The sequence below is a fragment of the Acinetobacter sp. YH12098 genome, from assembly GCF_013419235.1.
GTDB classification, from domain to species: Bacteria; Pseudomonadota; Gammaproteobacteria; order Pseudomonadales; family Moraxellaceae; genus Acinetobacter; species Acinetobacter amyesii.
This window is the reverse complement of the sequence record NZ_VPAO01000013.1, coordinates 1-17,648: the sequence shown is the minus strand read 5'-3', so window position 1 is coordinate 17,648 and position 17,648 is coordinate 1. Positions and strand designations below refer to the sequence as shown.

Here is a 17,648-nt window from a genome sequence, read left to right as displayed (position 1 = left end):
TATTAAAAAAGCCCATCACTGATGGGCTTTTTTATTTTACTCATATTTGACGATTATTTTGCCTTGATGGTGTAACAAGGGGCCAACTCTAAAGAGATATCACCACCGCTTAACTTCGCCGTTTGAGCCGCAGCAGTATCATTTGGATTTTTTAAGCTATAAATATAACTAAAGCTGGCCAAACTATTCCCCCACTTCACCACTTTATTATCCGAATCCGTCAAAGCAACGCCAGATGGACGCGTGCCTGCATTGGCGTTAATCATATTGTGTAACTGCACTAAAGCACCGCCCACAACCATCGTGGTATCCGCAGATGTTTTCACACTTGAGTTCATTCCAATCAGCGCGCCATCAAGCGTATGGAAATATGGGTCAGCTAAAATCATACGAATCGAAATGGTATTTGGATTGATATTTCCTTCTGGTGTAAAGGTACGGGTTGTCGTTCCGATACGATATTGCTGTACACCTTTGTCATCTTTCATTAATAGTGGGTCAAGCACATCTTTTCCGCTACAGCCTTCCGTCGCGTGTGTAGACAAGTCGACAATTTGGCTATCTTGACGAGTAAATACATCGTCTGGCACGCCAGATTTTATATTTGTGCGAATATCACCATTACGGTCAATCACCACACCCAATTTCACTGTTTTAATCGAAGTATCGGTAAATTTAAAGGTTAAATCTGCATACAACGGGAAGATATAATTTTGTCCAGCAGCAACATTTTCAACAGACTTAAAGACTTTTTTGTCTAAATACGATAACGGATAAAGCTTGTATAAATCCATCGTGCCTTTAAATTGCACTTGGTTAATGTTTTGCTCCCACAGGCCTAATTTTTTCTTATCATCGGCCGTCAGAACATAATCATCTTTTTTAGCCATTAACGTTTTATATAAACTTCCACCCGTACCGACCACCATTTTGTCGGCAAGTAGCGTCCCTTGTTTAATAATCAGCGGGCCAGAGTTGGCTTCTTCTGCATCAAGACGGAAACCCAGAATGCCAGGTTTATCAATTTGCTTGGTAAGCGGATCAATCCAATTGTCCTGTGGCGTTGCTGTTAAACGTGTTGGTCGTACCTGCGTCAAGAGCAAGACATTCACACCACCAATGGTACTCAACTGTTGATCTACTTTGCCCTTCCACTGTAAACCACTACCAAAGGTCATACCTTGGCGGTCCGTCATTAACATGAAATGACCAAATAAATTGACTTTTGAACTATCGGTCGGCAAACATTCATTTTTATCACAGCCCACCAGTCCATTTGAACCACTGGCATTGGTAATCACGCCATCAGTTGAAAATAACGCAAACTCAGGCTGATATACCGCAGCCGTTGAGATATTCATGAGTTTTGAAACTAAGGTAAATGCATTTTCATTGCTGACTTCGGACAGGTCTAGCCAAGGTGTAAACAGGTCATTAAATTCCGTATCTGAACTGATACTGAAATCTGCTGTCGCGACATTTCGAGTGATTTGATCAATCAAAACTTTATCTGCATTGTTGATATAAACCGCTTGGATGTCTGTAGCTGTAACTGCACTATTATTTTTCAATGCCAAGGCTTGAATGATTTTGGCTAAACGCATGGCCACTTTAACCGTTGCGTCGCTATTTGAAATCGTTGCAGCAGGTTTACCCGCGATGCCGGCAGCCAAATCCAATAAGGTCAAACGTGGGGGTGTCGTGCCACTGGCTACATTTGAAATTTGCTTCAAATCTACTTTACCCAAATCAATTCGACGTGATTTTTCACCTTGGACAAAGAAAGTTACCGTATCGCCAATCTTACAAGCACCTGTCGAAACACCTTCTTTTAGATCAAACAAGGTAATATAGGTATTTTTAACGTCGCTCGAACAATTAAAGTTCAGACCTTCAATTGGATAATCTAAAACAAACTCGACACAGCCTTCGGTATTACTTTTACAAGTACCATTAGTCGTACTGGTATCATAAATTTCAGGATTCACATTTGCACTTTCACCGCCACAGCCACTGAGCGCTGCAACCAATGCCGTTAAAGCAAACGGTAATAAAATTTTATTTTTCATCCTAATTCTCTTTCTTATGTCCTTAACGGATTGCTGTTAATTTAAGTTGGCCTTGATTGGTTAATACGCGGCCATCGACGTCTATTGCTGTTGCTAAAGGCGTTAAGAATAAATACTGGCTACCTTTAGGCACTTGAATCACGCCTTCTATTTTTTCATGGTAAAGATGATCCGCTTCACCTTGGTTATTTTTGAATCCACCTGCGCCTTCCATGACACATCCATTTTTGTCTAAAAATACTGCAAATGGCCAATAAAATGTAGGATTTTGTACTTTGGATGCAAATGAATGTATACGAATATTTTGTAATGGTGATTTTAGTTTTACGACTTCATAGTCAAATTCATCTGACAATGGTGCTCGAGGCCATAAATTAATATCTTGAGCCAAGTCGAGCTCTTTGGCTTTCTTCATTTTTTTATTCGAAAAACATTGCTGACCTAAACCTTGAATGGTGTCAGGTTGTGAGACCCGATAATACGATGTGGCTAAAGTGATCGGCCCTGTATCTTCGGGTTGATTACGTTTAAATAAATTATCAATGACGGAGCGACTGACACCTTTTTCACGTTCAATGGTTTGCATCCGCGTTTGCCCCATCTTGCTGTCAATGACGCCTTCGGGCATGGTGTAAAAGCGCTTTTTGCCTTCTAAGTTAAACTCTTTATCTTCAAGATATTCATTATTGACATACTTTTCACCAGCCATGGTCGAAAAGCCTTGTTCTTGTTTTGCCTTAGTCAATTGTTTTGAAGGATTATTTTCTAAGTTTTCACCTGAAGTTTGTACGGATTGATCAGTACTGACTACTTTCTCAGCAAGGATCTTTTTCTCGAAGACAGGTTTATCTTTTTCAGCTAGAACTGTGGACTGATACGCTTCACGAGGTTGGGCTAGCTCTGATTGCTGTAAATTTTCTGTCCATGCGGTTGAAGGCAAGACTTTTGCTGTCGTATCTGCCGCTTGTGCTGACTTTTCAGATTTGCGAACTTTATCCCCTGAGACGTCTTTAATTTTATCTACTGTGACAGCTTTAATTTCATCCCGTTTTTCCGGCTCGCGTATACTTAAATGTTGAGAATTCACCGGTCCAACAGCCTGTGCTGTTGGACTCGTTTGACGTGTCATCGGTGTCTTGGTTTGAGACGGACTAATGCTTACGGATGGTTGAATAATTTGTTGTACAGGTTGAGAGTCTATCGTTTTAGCAGTTGGACTTTCTTTAGGTTTCTTTGCTGGTTTTTCTTGCACTTGTACCACCATTGGGCGCCCATCTGGCCCAATAATGGTATGAAACCCCCCAGCGTTGGTATATGACACTTGCACCACAGACAGTGCAAGTAACGTTTTTATGAATAAAATCCTTTTCATTCTGTCTGCTTATCCTACCAACGAGTTCTGTAATTTAATCCTAGGATGGTGATTTTCGTATCGGTTTTTACATTCAGTCCAGCATATGGGTTTAAAAGTAAGTTATTCACACCGGTTAAGTTTGCAAGACTACTAGTATTTGCTGGAATGTTATCTTTACTGCGTAAAAAGCCGATTGATAAATCTAAATCCGTATCTGCATCAAAACGATATCCAATCCCCATACCAAAGAGCTGCGCACCATTAATTGGGACCATGGTATTTCGCTTACCATCAGGAATAGAGGTACTCCGTGGTTCATAGCCTGCACGTAATTTCAGACGATCTGTTGCAGAATATTCAATACCAATACCCCAGTTCCAAGGCGATGTAAATTTCAAAGGTAAGGCCAAAGAATTATCAGTCACATTTTCAGATAATAATTTTGCAATTTTCAGCGCTGAAATTTGACGGTCGAATTCAAAACGGAATTTGTCCCAAGCACGATAATCCGTCCAGCCCACATCAAAATTGATTTGTAAATCAGGCATGACCTTATATTTGATCCCGGCCTGTACGTGCTGTGGATATTCAAAATCCATCGAAACCAAACCCGACTCAGAGTTTGGTACGGCATTTGGGAAACCCAAAATGGCAGCTAAAATTTGACCTGTTGGTGATGACATTAATCCCTTAATCATCTCCTGAGGTGCTTTCGCATTTTGTATGCGATAACGACCTTTCATGCGCATTTTCGCTGCACTTTGGTACACCATACCAAAACTAAAATCTTCGCGTGGCTCCCACAAAACCCCTAAGTTATAACTTGGGCTCAGTGACTGCTCTAAAGCCAATTCCATCTGACCAAATTTGCCAAATGGATTCATTCCTTCTTCGGTATTACACATCCCCAATAGCAAGATGTCGGTAATAATGTCCGAATTTTCCTTGAATGGCGTACAGACGACTTCATCAATCATCCTTAACATGCCGATCAACTCATTGGGAAATCGTAGATCTGATTTCAATCCAATGGCTTGATAGGACATCCCTACACCACCACCAATCGATAACTCATCACTAACTTGATAACCCACAGTTGGCGATAGATAAGTAATACGCTCTAGAGCAACTTGTTGCCCCATGAAATTACCTGGGTTGCCATTTTCAGCACCAAAACCCGCAATCAAAGGCGCATAAACGGCTGATGCAAATGTTGCTTTAGAACCTGGTGGATTGTAGGCAATTCCCATCGTTGGCGCGGCAATGGGTTGTCCGGCACCAAAATCCACCATCTTTTTTAAGACAGGTACATATAGGGATGCATATTCAACATCACCAGAAACCTTATCTTTAAAGTCCGTACAGATATCTGCCGTTACTTCAGGGCCATCATTACAGACCATTGGGTCATCAGAATAACCAAAGACGTTATAACCCGCAGGAACGGTAAATTCACGTTGAATATCAAAGTTTGCAATGATCCCCTGCATATCGGTTTGCAAACCTTCAATTTTGGTTAATGCTGCAGGGTTAAAATGCACGGCACTAATCCCTGGAGGATCCGCAGTTACTGCATTACCTAATGCAAGTGACCGTACATCAACTGAAAGGTTGGTACCCAATTGTGCAAAAGCAGCACTAGAACAGCCCGTTAAAACGATCGCACTAACAAGTGGGCTGAGTCGAATTTTACGCATACGACAGCCCTCTTAACGAAGTTTTTTTCCAAAACCTAGAATATCCAACGGGAAAGACAACCCTAATGACACATCTGGTGCATCTTCAGTTAAACCTAACCCCACCGTACCATTCACAATGGTCTCTGGAGATACACGTACACCTAAAGAAATCGCTAGAGTTGAACTGGTTTGGTCTGCAGGTGAATAGGATTCGCCACTGCTATACGTAAATTCTGCGCCGGTATTGAAACTTTGTTGATATGACATGGTAAGGGAAACATCGTAGTTAAACGAGTATGCAAAACCGAATGCAAAACCGCCACTAATCCCCGGTTCAAACTCTTCAATGACTCGCGAACCACGACGTTGGTTTAAGTCAGTTTCTTTGAAACCATAGTTTGCCGAGACGGATGCAAACAACACAACGGGATCAATATATTTACGTGTGCTGGCACCGATACCTGCAGAATAGTAACCTTTACCTGTTGCTAGATCATTTACAGCATTAATTTCGTATGGACTATCACCAGTTTTCGTGGACAAATTACCAAATAAAATAAGAGGCAAACGACCTTGCTTCAGTGGGAATGGTTCCCAGCGTGCGCCTAAAGAAATATCCCCTAAACCTGCAGTTGAAGTATCTTTTAATAAATCAGTTTTCGCCACTAAAGGCAAAGATGCAGAGAATGTCAAATTATCCATTACACCGTATTGCACGGTAAATGTATTGGTCATCGAATGTGTTGCATTTTCTTGTACACGTAGTTGATAAAGCTGGCCTTGTGCCATTTCCATATCAAGCTGTGTATCACGGTAATAGGTGTAATCTATATCGTAAAAAGATGATATTTCACCTTTTTTAATCAATGAATACTGACGTTCATTCGAGCTAAATACTTCCTGTAAATTCGCTTCTTGGCTCGCATCACCTTCTTGTTGCTGAAGTGCTGTCGATGCTTTTTCATTGGCAGTAGCGACTTCGGATTGTGGCATTTCAGCTTGTACGGGCTCTTCTACAGATTCATACTGTCCAATTTCTGGCTCGGCAGTAGCTTCATGTGTAGTATCAGCTTGGGTTGCCGTAACAGGAGATGCCGACTCTTCAACAACTGTCTCTTGCTCAACCGGATCATACTCTCCTAGACTTGGCTCTTCAGCTGCATATGCAACCCCCATCACCACTTGAATACTCATGGCTAGTAGTGTTTTGTTCATCCATTTACGATTCATGTTCCTTCCCACCGTTTTTATTTTTTTAATCTTGACGCTTTGTTATACGCATTCATCTAATTATTTACTCTTATAGTAAAGCCTTAGAAAGTTGTAATTCGATTTACCATAAGACTCCGACTCTTCATTCATATTTTTATCAAGTCGTATCGTAGATGCCTTGTCTGCAATTTTTTCCATGTAAAACTGCGGATACTGAATATCAACCAATGCATAACGGTTCACGGTTGCATCTTCAACATGTCGCAAGTCTGAATCTTGCAAAGCCAATAAATTTTTACGTTGCTCAGGCGCAACATTGATTAAGAATAATGTGTTGTTTTCCCATATTTCTTGGAATCGAACTTCATCGAAACTGATATTGCCTAGTGCTGGATCTGCAACATAAACACGCCCATCTTTATAGGCTTTAAAAACCACAAAATGTTTAAAACCAGCATATGAAATGGGAACAATTGCAGGCTGACCTTGCTTAACTAGATCTGAAAACTCCCCTTTGTAGCCCCCACTTTCTAGCCCGACAGCAGCGACAAAACGTTTCATGTCTAATAAGGAGAAACTTCGACGTTCGATAATTTTTTCAGTTTCACCAAATTTCAGCAAACCATTCATGGTCTGTTGCTCAGTCAGCTGTGTACCTACATAACCATTTAATAAAGTCGTTAAAGCTGCTGAACCACAGCTATAGTCATAGGCTTGCCGAACAATGCCTCGAAATTGATCCTCAATGGCAGGTTTAATTTTTACAGTTTCACGGTGCATCCGAGTAAAGGAATCATTTCGTGAATCCAATGTTTCGGTATAGTGAACTGTTCCGACTGGCTTTTCTTTTAATTCGAAGGACTCTTTGGCAAAGTAATACATCAATGCCGAGCCCACAGCTATCTCTAACATAAGTTCTAACTTTTAGTTATCGGCAATGATGTGCCTTTTTTCATTATTTTTTAGAGCTAATGCTCTACATCCATGTATTATGCAAGATACCTTTTTTTTTATAAAAAAACAGCATTTTTTTATGCTTTGTTGGGTCATTCCGCACTTTTTTGTAAAAAAAAGCGCGTGATCAACACGCGCCTTATTTTATTCTAAATTACTTACTAGAAATCGTAATCACAGAACCTGGATTATAAACACCTAAACTAGGGCTATAATATGTTTGCAAGCCTTGAACTTCGATATCACCAATTGAACCAGCAGTACGACTACCTAAATGAACACCTTTCACATAGTTATCAATTGGACCAGAGTTGCTCACCATTTGAATATATCCTTTTGATGCTCCTTCTGCACCATAAACACTAATATCTTGGTTAATGGTTAAGTCTGTTTTACCCGCATCAGCAACTTTTATGCTTTCAATAAAGATTTCACCAGCAGCACGTGTAGCGTTTTTAGTTGATGCATCCAGAATACCTAGATTTTGAATCTCTAAACCACCAATCATAGTTGTATTCAATTTGATCATTGCACCCTGTGGAGCTGCACCAAGTTGAATATTTGCAGCCATCTGACCTGTTTTCAAAGTTAAACCAGAAAGAATTGCATTGTAGTTGCTATCATCACCACCACGACGAATACCTGTTGTACCAGCCGTACCTGATGCAGTCACACCAATTTCACCAATTTTAATATCTAAGCCCGAAACTTGTGCTGCAATATTAACAAATGCTCCACCTTTTGCAGAATTACCAGCATCTGAGTCAATACGTAAATCAGCCAAATTATGACTTGCTAACAAAGCTTGTGAATTCGCAGTAATTACAAGACCATGCTTTTCATTAGCATCACCGGCTATCCCGTTCCCCTTAATTAAAAGAGCACCTGCTACACCTGTACCACCAACAATATTTGTTGAAGAAACTTCTGCATTTGCAGCAAAACCTGTTGGCGTAGGAGGAGTTGTAGTTGTATCAAAAGTAACTTTTGTACCTGTCACAACGTTTTTTGCATCAGTTGCTAAACCGTCATTATCGTGAATGTAAAGTTTCTCGATTGCAACTTTTGAAATACCAATCCCGATGTTAATACCATCTTGACCAGTGGTTGAACTAAGTGCAGCATCGTCCATTGCTTGCATAGCCATAGCATTCGCACTAAATGCGATTGAAGAAACTAGAGCTAATTTAGTGAAATTTTTCATACGGTACTCTCCCAAGAGTATTTATTTTTTTTGATTTTCAACCACTCGATTTATTCAGCTGTAATATTATTTTGTGACAACTGTTAAATCTTTCCTTGAGTTGTTTGCTCGCTCGATTAAATTATATCCAAGCTGAAATTTGTTCAACTGTCGTTGGTCGCAATCTAATTCTTACCGATAAACGGTATTTGCAAGCCAAATGAATTAGGAATGGTATAAAATCCATTTTAGTCTTTAAATTTAATTTCTCTGTTGATGCAAAAACCGATTTCTTTTAAAAAATTTATTCTCAAACAAAATGTTAGTGCTCAAAATATTTTGCAAGCGCTTGCACCCTTGTCACATGTGATTTTTTTAGAAGATCAAAACCAACCTGTTATTTGCTTTTTGGCAAATCAATATCAGCAATTTAAGAATGATGAACTTAAAACTTATGTCCGTACCAATTTAGATCAATATGAGGAATGTGATACTCAACCCTTGCCAGATATCGCCTTCCAAGATTTATGTACAAAATTAGGCAGTGGGTTTTCTGGGGGCTGGTCTGGTTTTATTAGTTATGATTATGCAGCGCAGCAACAGATTTCCCTGCATGCCAAAGCGCAACCTCGCTTGTTTTTGGGGCAATTTTCTAGTTACTTAAGACTAGAAAATGATGGTTGGTATTTTTATAGTTCTGATCATTCTGCAGCTCAGATTTACGACTACATTGATCACCTAATTCAAACCGAGATCGCTCAAGATCGATTTAAATTAACGCAAAAATGTACTGCAAGATGGTCCAAGTCAGACTACACAAAAGCCTTTGATCAAGTTCAGGAATATATTACAGCGGGCGATTGCTATCAAATTAATTTAACACAAGAGTTCACAGCTCAAGCAAACGGTTCACTCTTAGATACTGCTCAAGAATTTTGGTCACTGACTGATGCACCATATTCAGGCTACTTACGTATTGATGATTTTGAAATTTTAAGTTGTTCTCCTGAGCTTTTTATAGATTTTAAGCCTGAACGCAAGATTATTACTAAGCCAATCAAGGGCACGATGCCTCGCTATGAAGATCCAGTGTTAGATGCGCAGTCAAAACAACGGTTAAAATCATCTGAAAAAGACATGGCTGAAAATGTCATGATTGTCGACTTACTGCGTAATGATTTGAGTGTTTATGCAGAAACAGGTTCTGTAAAAACACCTAAACTTTTTGATATTGAAAGTTTTAATCAGGTACATCACATGGTCAGTGAAGTTGAGGCCGTGCTGAAAACCGATGTACACCCTTTTGAGGTTCTGATGTCTGCCCTGCCAGGCGGTTCGATTACCGGCGCGCCTAAAATTCGCGCGATGCAAATCATTGATGAACTTGAAGGCGCCCCGCGCGGTGCCTATTGCGGCTCGATGGGTTATTTTAATCACGATGGCACGGGCTCTTGGAATATTTTGATCCGCTCTATTCAAAAATACCAAGATCAGGTTTCGCTGTGGGCAGGCGGCGGAATCACCATCGCATCAGATTGCGATGCTGAATATCAAGAATGTTTTGATAAAGTTGAAGCGATGCTGAATTTGTTAAATACCTGGCATAAACCTGAATAACAAAAAAGCGATTCAATTGAATCGCTTTTTTAATGAATCACTCCCAACTACCCTTTTCAAAAGGAGGGTTCGGCTAGATTTACATTTCGCGGAGCTTGCAGAGATCAAGCCAAAATATCGTTTTTAAGCGTATCCACAAGGCGCTGATTTTGTTCATCTGTACCAATAGTGATACGTAGGAATTGATTAATCCGCGGCTTATTGAAGTAACGCACGATAATTCCGCATTCGCGCAATTCAGCAGCTAATTCACCCGCGTCTTTCGTTGGCAATGATGCAAAAATAAAGTTTGCCGCAGAGGGTAATACTTTAAAGCCCAGCTCAGAAAGCTGCTCTACAAGTTTTTCACGGCTCACAATCACCTTGGCATTTTGCGCTTCAAAATACGCTTGATCCTCAAATGACGCCACGGCTGCTGCAATCGCAAAACGGTCCATCGGATAGGAGTTAAAGCTGTTTTTTACTGCCTCAAGCGCTGCGATTAAATGCGGCTGCGCAATCGCGAAACCCACACGCAAACCAGCAAGTGAACGCGACTTAGACGTCGTTTGACAAACCACAAGGTTTTCATATTTCGCAACCAAAGCCACAGCAGATTCCGCACCGAAATCGACATACGCTTCATCAATCACAACCACTGAATTCGGATTGGCTTGCAACACTTCCTCAATTGCAGACAAACCTAAAGCAATACTGGTAGGCGCATTCGGATTGGTAATGATGATACCGCCATTCGGCTGTTTATAGTCATCAATAACAATTTCAAAATCATCGTTCAGCGGCATAATTTTAGTATTGGCAGCTATACCAAAAAATTGGCTATATACCGGATAAAAACTGTAGGTAATATCTGGATACAAAACCGGCAGCTCTTGCACAAAAAAGGCTTTAAAAATGTGCGCCAGAACTTCGTCCGAGCCATTGCCGACAAAGACCTGCTCAACAGGTACATGCTGCTGTTTTGCAATCGCTTGCTTTAACTCAGACGCATCTGGATCTGGATATAAACGTAAAACGTCAGCAGAATTTGCCAACACTTTTTGAACTGCTTCCACCACTTTTGGCGATGGCGGATACGGGTTTTCATTGGTATTGAGTTTTAAAATATTTTGGATTTTAGGCTGTTCACCCGGTGTGTACGGCTCTAATTCACGTACATCAGGACTCCAAAAACGCATTTGTTCAGCGGTAATATTTGGCATTTTATTTTGCTCTTTCTCACCCTCTCCTAACCTCTCTTGCACTTCGCTTTAAAGGAATCCTTAAAGCTCGTTCAGGGAGAGGAATATTCATTTTATGAGATTTCCCCTCTCCTTTCAGGAGAGGGTTAGGGAGAGGTTTATATTTTTGGAAAACTAAGTTTTTCACCTAGTCTATATTTTCTTACTGATAACGATAGCGTGCTGAACGCGCATGCGCATCTAAGTTTTCCTGCTGCGCTAATGTATCAGCCGTTTTCGCTAAAGTTTTCACGCCATCTTCAGAACACATGATTAAACTTGAGCGCTTTTGGAAATCATAAACACCGAGCGGTGATGAGAAACGCGCTGTGCCGGAGGTTGGCAACACGTGGTTTGGACCTGCACAATAATCACCAATCGCTTCTGGTGTATATCGACCCATGAAAATCGCGCCGGCATGGCGGATATCTTCAGCCATTTCCTGTGCTTGATCCAAGCACAGCATCAAATGTTCAGGCGCAACTTGGTTAATCAATTCGGCGCCTTCAGCACGGTCTTTGACTAAAACCAATGCGCCGCGGTTTTCGATTGAAGTACGCGCAATATGCGCTTTTGGTAACGCTTCTAAATGCTTTTCAATCCATTGCTCAACTTGATCTAAAAGTTCTGCATCTGGCGTAATAAATACCGCTTGAGCCACAGTGTCATGTTCCGCTTGTGACAATAAATCCATTGCCAGCCATTCAGCATTATTTTGACCTTCGGCATAGACCAAAATTTCGGATGGCCCTGCAATCATATCAATACCGACTTGACCAAATACTGCACGTTTTGCTGCAGCAACAAAACGGTTGCCCGGGCCAGTAATTTTGTCCACAGATGGAATAGTTTCTGTACCATAAGCCAATGCTGCAACCGCTTGCGCGCCGCCAATGGTAAATACACGGTGTACGCCGGCTAAGTAAGCTGCTGCCAAAACCAATGGATTCAAATCACCATTCGGCGCAGGCACCACCATAATAATGTCAGGCACGCCAGCAACATGCGCAGGTACAGCATTCATCAATACAGAAGACGGATAAGAAGCTAAACCGCCTGGTACATAGATACCTACACGGTCCAGCGGTGTGACCTTTTGACCAAGGGTATTTCCTAAAGCATCAACATAGGTCCAGCCGTCTTGCTTTTGTGCTTGGTGAAATTCACGAACACGGTTCGCAGCAAGTTCTAAGGCTTCACGCACTTCTGAACTTAAACCATCAAATGCTGCTTTCAGCTGTTCTTGTGTCAGCTCTAATTCTGAGAATTGATGCGCTGGATGTCGATCGAACTGCTGTGTCAATTTAAGAACATGAGCATCACCATGCTGACGAACATCAGCAATGATTTGGTCAACGGTTTTTAAAAGTTCTGGATCATTCACAGTTTCAAAAGCCAACAAGTCAGCAAAAGCTTGCTTGAAGTTTTGATCTTGAGTCGATAAACGTCGCATCAATTTACCCACAAGGTAATCTATTGGAAAAGATTAGTTTACCTGTTTTAGCGCAGCTTGTGGACATCTATCGCATGTGTTCATGTGGAGTTTTATTGAAAATAACTTTCGTTAAAATTAGTGAAAATACAGTTTTATCATTATTTTTTAGTTTTCATAAAAAAACCGCCCAGATTTGAGCGGTTTGGTCAGCATAGCGCTAAGAATTTAACGACTTATGCTTTTTTTGCTTGCTCGCGTTCTTCCACGGCTTTTTCTAGCTGTGCAAGAATTGGATTCAACAAAGTTTGTTTACGTTTAAAGCTTGCCTTGTTCACGATTAAACGTGAAGACACTTTACAGATTTCTTCCAAAGGCTCTAAACCATTGGCACGTAAAGTGTTCCCTGTATCCACAACATCGACGATGTAATCACCTAAACCAACCAATGGTGCAAGTTCCATAGAACCATACAGTTTGATCACATCAACTTGCTCGCCTAAGCTTGCATAATATTGACGGGTCAAATTGACGTACTTGGTTGCAATCTTTAAACGACCTTTCGGACGAACCATGCCGACTTTACCAGCCGTCATTAACTTACAGTTGGCAATTTTTAAGTCCAATGGTTCATACACATTTTGTGCACCATGCTCCATCAGCACATCTTTACCTGCCACCCCAATATCTGCAGCACCATTTTCAACATAAGTTGGTACATCAGAAGCACGTAAAATTAAAATACGTACGTGCTTATGGGTCGTTGGAAAAATTAACTTACGAGATTTATCCGGATCTTCCAATAAGTTAATGCCAGCTGTTTCCAACAATGGCAAAGTTTCTTTTAAGATACGTCCCTTACTTAATGCTAAAGTTAAACCATGATCAAAATTGCCCATTACGTCAAAATTGGGATCATCGTTTCTCATATCGCTCATTAACTTACTCGCTTAATTTGGGCACCTAAACCTTGTAACTTCGCTTCAACATCTTCATAACCACGGTCAATATGATAGATACGGTCAATCAACGTTTCCCCATCAGCGGCAAGTGCTGCTAAAACCAATGAGAAAGAAGCTCGTAAATCAGTTGCCATCACGGGTGCAGCAGATAATTTCTCTACACCTGTAACAACAGCATCATTACCTTCAACCTGAATATTGGCACCCATACGTGCTAATTCAGGTACATGCATGAAACGGTTTTCAAAAATCGTTTCTGAAATTGTGGCAAAACCACGACCAATTGCATTCACCGCCATCAGCTGTGCTTGCATATCGGTAGGAAATTCTGGATGTGGTAAAGTCTGGAAACTTACTGCTTTCGGGCGTTTACCCATCATATCCAGTTCAATCCAATCTTCACCGCGCGTAACTTCCGCGCCCATTTCTTCAAATTTATCTAGCACAGACTCCAACAAGTTTGGATCTGTATGCGTGGTTTTGATTTTACCGCCAGTTATTGCCGCAGCAGCAAGATAAGAACCTGTCTCGATACGATCTGCAACAACGGCATATTCACAGCCATGTAAGCTTTCAACACCTGTAACAACCAAAGTATCTGTGTCTAAACCTTCGATTTTTGCACCCATCTTGATCAACATATTAGCAAGATCAGTAATCTCGGGTTCACGAGCCGCGTTACGAATCGTGGTGACACCGTCTGCAAGAACCGCAGCAGTTAGAATATTTTCAGTACCACCAACTGTGACCATATCAAAGACAACTTCGCCACCTTTTAGACGACCATCCACTTTGGCATGCACATAGCCAGCTTCAACTTCAATTTCAGCACCAAGTGCTTCTAAAGCTTTTAAATGTTGATCTACAGGGCGTGAACCAATTGCACATCCACCCGGCAAAGACACTTTTGCACTACCATAGCGCGCCAATAACGGGCCAAGCACCAAAATAGATGCACGCATGGTTTTCACGAGTTCATATGGTGCAAATTGATTATCTAAGCTAGAAGTATCAGCCTTAACCGTATCACCTTCATAACTGATTTGAACACCTAAACCTGCGATCAATTTCACTAAGGTGTTCACATCTTTTAGATTTGGCACATTAGTTAATGTAATAGGTGTATCCGCAAGGATAGTTGCAGCGAGTAATGGCAATGCAGCATTTTTCGCACCAGAAATACGAACTTCACCTTCGAGCTTAGTACCGCCCTGAATCAGAAATTTATCCATTAATTATTAAGCTCCGAATAAGCTTGCTTTGCGCCATTCTTCTTTGGTCATTGCACGAATTGTTACTGCATGTACTTCACCGCTGGCAATGTAGGAGTTCAAAGGTGCATAAACAGATTGTTGACGAGCAACAGGACGTTTGCCTTCAAATTGATCATCGACAATGCGTAGATCAAATTTGCCGCCTTGCCCACTAACTGCAACCTCAGCTTCTGGAAAAGCAGCTTTTAAAATTTCAGTGAGCTGTTCACTATTCATCACAAGACCCCATATAGGACTAACGGTGTAAAACCCGTCATTTTACTATAAATCTAAAAAATAATTCATTAGTCACATACATTATATATATAAAAAAAGAGGTTATAAAAAACCTCTTTTTGTACAATTTACAATCTAAACCGTTAAAGGCATATAAATGAGCTGCATTTTTCGATGTTTATGTAATTGTTTTTTTAATTTTTCAGACAATTTTTTGATCGAGGTATACATATCATCAGCGCACGCTTGTGCAAAAAGTTCTGTCCCAGGTAATCGTATAATCGCTTCCGCAATATGATTATCACTACCTTTTTTTGAACGTTTATCAACCTGATGATCTTTAGTCAGTTTGACTTGCATACTATTGACCTGATCTAAATGTTTGGTCATTTCCGCAAATTTAAGACGAATATTTTCTTCTATTGCTGGCGTAATTGTTAAATGATGGCCACGAATTGTAATCTGCATAATTCTATCCCTCACCTTCTTTCAGGACTGGAAAAGTTCAAGCCGAATCATCCAACTCAATATGCGAAGCATACATTTACACAATCAGATCATTTCGGCCATTCCTTATAAAAAAAGAGATTCATTATTTCGTCATAATGAACCTCTAGAATAGTCAGATTTTCAAATTTAGATCAACACTTTTCGCTCTGAAGATGATGGAATATGTAACGATTCACGATACTTCGCAACTGTACGACGAGCAACATCAATACCTTCTGCATTAAGCAAAACTGCAATTGCATTATCAGACAAAGGCTTACGTGTATTTTCTTCTGCAATCAACTTTTTAATTTTTGCACGAATTGCCGTCGAAGACGCTTCCCCACCAGACGATGTTCCAACATGACTTGAGAAGAAATATTTCAACTCAAATAATCCACGTGGTGTGAGCATATATTTATTTGTGGTTACACGGGAAACTGTGGATTCATGAAGTTCAACTTCTTCCGCAATATCTCGCAGGACCAAAGGCTTCATTGCCTCAGGCCCTTGTTCAAAGAACGCTCGTTGATGCTCAACAATACAAGTTGCTACTTTTAATAAAGTTTTATGTCGTTCATCAATACTTTTAATGAAATTCTTAGCTTCAAGCATTTGATTACGTAAATATTGATTGTCATCGCTTTGATCAGCACGCTTGATCATATTGGCATAGAAAGAATTCACCCGTAGTTTTGGCATTACATCAGGATTTAACTGTACCAACCAATGTTCATTCTTTTTTAGTACCACAACATCTGGAATTTGATAGTCTGAATCTTTATCTTCAAACTCTTGCCCTGGATGTGCTTTTAAGGTTTTTAACAAAGAAATGGCAAGTTTAAGTTGTTCCGTATTTAAACCGGTTTGCTTAATCAACTTGGGTAATTCATTGGTAATCAGCAACTCATAATTTTTTAATAATAAAATAGCTTCATATCGATATTCGATATGTTCAGGAAGATTTTCAACTTGTACCAATAAACATTCAGCAAGATTGCGTGAGCCTACACCCACAGGATCTAGACGCTGAATATGCTTTAGTACCACCAAAACTTCGTCATCTTCGACTTCTTCTTCATAACCCATAGAGTCTAAAAGATGCTGAACAGATTGGGTAATTTCATTTAAGTCACAATCTAAAAAACCTTTGTTATCTAAAGCATCGATAATACAGTGTGCAATTAGTTTATCGATCATAGAAAAGTGTAAAAGATTAACTTGCTCAAGCATATGCGCTTGTAAACTTTGATGACCCTGCCGATTATCTTCGCGCTCTTCAAACTCAGCAGCACCTAAACTTGTGGGTTGATGCGTATAAACATCATCCCACTCTGTATCCACTGGTAATTCATCAGGCAAATGATCGGCATTTAATTCATTGGTTAAGTCTTTATTTTCCATTTCTTGTTCTTGTAAGCTATTTAAACTTTCAACGGTATTTTGTTCTTCAACTTTCTCTAATAGAGGATTACTGTCGAGTTGGATTTGAATTTCTTGTTCCAATTCCAAACTTGAAAGCTGTAATAAACGAATGGCTTGTTGTAATTGAGGTGTTAATGATAAGGAATTGGCAACCTTTAACCCCATCGCTAATTTCATTAATAACTCCCCTATAATTAACCGCACTTTATAAGCAATTTTTATGCCGTTTTATTTTTTATAGCATAATTTTGAACAGAACGCCCGATTTTTTGTCTTTTTTAGACTCATTATTCAGCTAATTTATTCTTTTATTAGGAACAATTCGCCTTATAAATGAATTATTTAATTAGATATATTATTAATTTCACTCTATTTCCCTCTCCATTTTTCTTTCCCTTTTCTCCACGCATAAAAAAACACCCCCTTCGCTTTGAAGGGGGTGTTTCGAATAATGAGCTGGCGATGACTTACTCTCACATGGGTAACCCCACACTACCATCAGCGCTAAGAGGTTTCACTTCTGAGTTCGGGAAGGGATCAGGTGGTTCACTCTTGCTATTGT

The 17,648-nt window shown here is 40.2% G+C and carries 14 protein-coding genes and 1 rRNA gene; 1 reads left to right on the top strand and 14 read right to left on the bottom strand.

Features of this window, described 5'->3' with window-relative positions; translation table 11 throughout:
* Positions 1 to 53: 53 nt before the first annotated feature.
* The 6 genes from FTU38_RS05470 to FTU38_RS05445 all read right to left on the bottom strand — a co-directional run bounded on the left by FTU38_RS05470 (position 54) and on the right by FTU38_RS05445 (position 8,472).
* On the bottom strand, positions 54 to 2,069 hold the full coding sequence (locus FTU38_RS05470) for a hypothetical protein (protein ID WP_180110715.1): 2,016 nt from the start codon (positions 2,067 to 2,069) through the stop codon (positions 54 to 56).
* A gap of 22 nt (positions 2,070 to 2,091) precedes the next feature.
* Complete coding sequence (filE, locus tag FTU38_RS05465; RefSeq protein WP_180110714.1) at positions 2,092 to 3,441, bottom strand: putative pilus assembly protein FilE; 1,350 nt, start codon at positions 3,439 to 3,441, stop codon at positions 2,092 to 2,094.
* Positions 3,442 to 3,455: 14 nt separating this feature from the next.
* Positions 3,456 to 5,120 carry an OmpP1/FadL family transporter gene (locus tag FTU38_RS05460; RefSeq protein ID WP_180110713.1) on the bottom strand — a complete coding sequence of 555 codons (1,665 nt, stop codon included), beginning with the start codon at positions 5,118 to 5,120 and terminating at the stop codon, positions 3,456 to 3,458.
* A gap of 12 nt (positions 5,121 to 5,132) precedes the next feature.
* The gene (locus tag FTU38_RS05455) at positions 5,133 to 6,332 is read right to left on the bottom strand and encodes a hypothetical protein (RefSeq protein WP_180009927.1); all 1,200 of its coding nucleotides are present in this window, start codon (positions 6,330 to 6,332) and stop codon (positions 5,133 to 5,135) included.
* Between the two features lie 60 nt (positions 6,333 to 6,392).
* Entirely contained in the window at positions 6,393 to 7,226 is an 834-nt protein-coding gene (locus FTU38_RS05450; protein ID WP_180110712.1) for a C39 family peptidase, read from the bottom strand.
* Between the two features lie 196 nt (positions 7,227 to 7,422).
* Positions 7,423 to 8,472 (bottom strand): DUF6160 family protein, encoded by a 1,050-nt coding sequence (locus tag FTU38_RS05445; protein ID WP_180110711.1) that lies wholly within the window; start codon positions 8,470 to 8,472, stop codon positions 7,423 to 7,425.
* A gap of 255 nt (positions 8,473 to 8,727) precedes the next feature.
* On the opposite strand from FTU38_RS05445, the gene pabB reads away from it, so the two are divergent.
* Positions 8,728 to 10,068 (top strand): aminodeoxychorismate synthase component I, encoded by a 1,341-nt coding sequence (pabB, locus tag FTU38_RS05440; RefSeq protein WP_180110710.1) that lies wholly within the window; start codon positions 8,728 to 8,730, stop codon positions 10,066 to 10,068.
* 104 nt (positions 10,069 to 10,172) lie between these two features.
* Here the strand turns inward: pabB and hisC are convergent, their stop codons facing one another.
* From hisC to rrf, 8 genes are all read right to left on the bottom strand, one after another.
* Positions 10,173 to 11,270 (bottom strand): histidinol-phosphate transaminase, encoded by a 1,098-nt coding sequence (gene hisC / locus FTU38_RS05435; RefSeq protein ID WP_180110709.1) that lies wholly within the window; start codon positions 11,268 to 11,270, stop codon positions 10,173 to 10,175.
* Positions 11,271 to 11,451: 181 nt separating this feature from the next.
* Positions 11,452 to 12,753, bottom strand: coding sequence for a histidinol dehydrogenase (gene hisD / locus FTU38_RS05430; RefSeq protein ID WP_180110708.1), 1,302 nt, complete (start codon positions 12,751 to 12,753; stop codon positions 11,452 to 11,454).
* Positions 12,754 to 12,956: 203 nt separating this feature from the next.
* The gene (gene hisG / locus FTU38_RS05425) at positions 12,957 to 13,658 is read right to left on the bottom strand and encodes an ATP phosphoribosyltransferase (protein WP_180021457.1); all 702 of its coding nucleotides are present in this window, start codon (positions 13,656 to 13,658) and stop codon (positions 12,957 to 12,959) included.
* A complete protein-coding gene (murA, locus tag FTU38_RS05420; RefSeq protein ID WP_078191193.1) occupies positions 13,658 to 14,914 on the bottom strand; it encodes a UDP-N-acetylglucosamine 1-carboxyvinyltransferase in 1,257 nt (418 codons plus the stop codon). The genes hisG and murA overlap by 1 nt, the downstream gene beginning before the upstream one ends.
* Positions 14,915 to 14,920: 6 nt before the next feature.
* Entirely contained in the window at positions 14,921 to 15,172 is a 252-nt protein-coding gene (gene ibaG / locus FTU38_RS05415) for a BolA family iron metabolism protein IbaG (protein ID WP_078191194.1), read from the bottom strand.
* A gap of 135 nt (positions 15,173 to 15,307) precedes the next feature.
* Positions 15,308 to 15,640, bottom strand: coding sequence for a ribosome hibernation-promoting factor, HPF/YfiA family (gene hpf, locus FTU38_RS05410; RefSeq protein ID WP_078191195.1), 333 nt, complete (start codon positions 15,638 to 15,640; stop codon positions 15,308 to 15,310).
* A gap of 168 nt (positions 15,641 to 15,808) precedes the next feature.
* Positions 15,809 to 17,263 carry an RNA polymerase factor sigma-54 gene (locus FTU38_RS05405; RefSeq protein WP_180110707.1) on the bottom strand — a complete coding sequence of 485 codons (1,455 nt, stop codon included), beginning with the start codon at positions 17,261 to 17,263 and terminating at the stop codon, positions 15,809 to 15,811.
* Positions 17,264 to 17,540: 277 nt separating this feature from the next.
* Positions 17,541 to 17,648: ribosomal RNA gene (gene rrf / locus FTU38_RS05400) — 5S ribosomal RNA — on the bottom strand; the annotation flags it as partial.

Bases quoted from the DNA above. Each gene is read 5' to 3' on its own strand.
- FTU38_RS05470 (WP_180110715.1), bottom strand. From the start codon at position 2,069: ATGAAAAATAAAATTTTATTACCGTTTGCTTTAACGGCATTGGTTGCA.
- filE (WP_180110714.1), bottom strand. From the start codon at position 3,441: ATGAAAAGGATTTTATTCATAAAAACGTTACTTGCACTGTCTGTGGTG.
- FTU38_RS05460 (WP_180110713.1), bottom strand. From the start codon at position 5,120: ATGCGTAAAATTCGACTCAGCCCACTTGTTAGTGCGATCGTTTTAACG.
- FTU38_RS05455 (WP_180009927.1), bottom strand. From the start codon at position 6,332: ATGAATCGTAAATGGATGAACAAAACACTACTAGCCATGAGTATTCAA.
- FTU38_RS05450 (WP_180110712.1), bottom strand. From the start codon at position 7,226: ATGTTAGAGATAGCTGTGGGCTCGGCATTGATGTATTACTTTGCCAAA.
- FTU38_RS05445 (WP_180110711.1), bottom strand. From the start codon at position 8,472: ATGAAAAATTTCACTAAATTAGCTCTAGTTTCTTCAATCGCATTTAGT.
- pabB (WP_180110710.1), top strand. From the start codon at position 8,728: ATGCAAAAACCGATTTCTTTTAAAAAATTTATTCTCAAACAAAATGTT.
- hisC (WP_180110709.1), bottom strand. From the start codon at position 11,270: ATGCCAAATATTACCGCTGAACAAATGCGTTTTTGGAGTCCTGATGTA.
- hisG (WP_180021457.1), bottom strand. From the start codon at position 13,658: ATGAGCGATATGAGAAACGATGATCCCAATTTTGACGTAATGGGCAAT.
- murA (WP_078191193.1), bottom strand. From the start codon at position 14,914: ATGGATAAATTTCTGATTCAGGGCGGTACTAAGCTCGAAGGTGAAGTT.
- ibaG (WP_078191194.1), bottom strand. From the start codon at position 15,172: ATGAATAGTGAACAGCTCACTGAAATTTTAAAAGCTGCTTTTCCAGAA.
- hpf (WP_078191195.1), bottom strand. From the start codon at position 15,640: ATGCAGATTACAATTCGTGGCCATCATTTAACAATTACGCCAGCAATA.
- FTU38_RS05405 (WP_180110707.1), bottom strand. From the start codon at position 17,263: ATGAAATTAGCGATGGGGTTAAAGGTTGCCAATTCCTTATCATTAACA.